We start from the raw sequence: 240 nt of genomic DNA, 5'->3' as shown, positions 1-240 counted from the left end.
CAGGCTTTAAAAATACTTCCACATTTCAAAAGCTTGAATCACTTCTTCAATACCACCAGCACATCTTCGAGTTCGGAGATCATCTGGCGGATCAGTTGCTTGTATTGGGTGGTGTCGTCTTTGGCTTCATCACCGGACATGCGCTGGCGCGCGCCGCTGATGGTGAACCCCTGGTCGTACAGCAATGCGCGGATCTGTCGGATCATCAGCACGTCCTGGCGCTGATAATACCGACGGTTC

General features: G+C 52.1%; 1 protein-coding gene. It reads right to left on the bottom strand.

Annotated elements, in window-relative coordinates:
* Positions 1–38: 38 nt before the first annotated feature.
* Positions 39–240, bottom strand: a 202-nt coding sequence (locus tag AC0L3B_RS40180) for a MerR family transcriptional regulator (protein WP_473383580.1), incomplete at its 5' end; no start/stop codon positions are given.

This window comes from Bradyrhizobium sp. Kon56, assembly GCF_055807635.1.
This window is presented reverse-complemented; position numbering and strand designations above follow the sequence as displayed.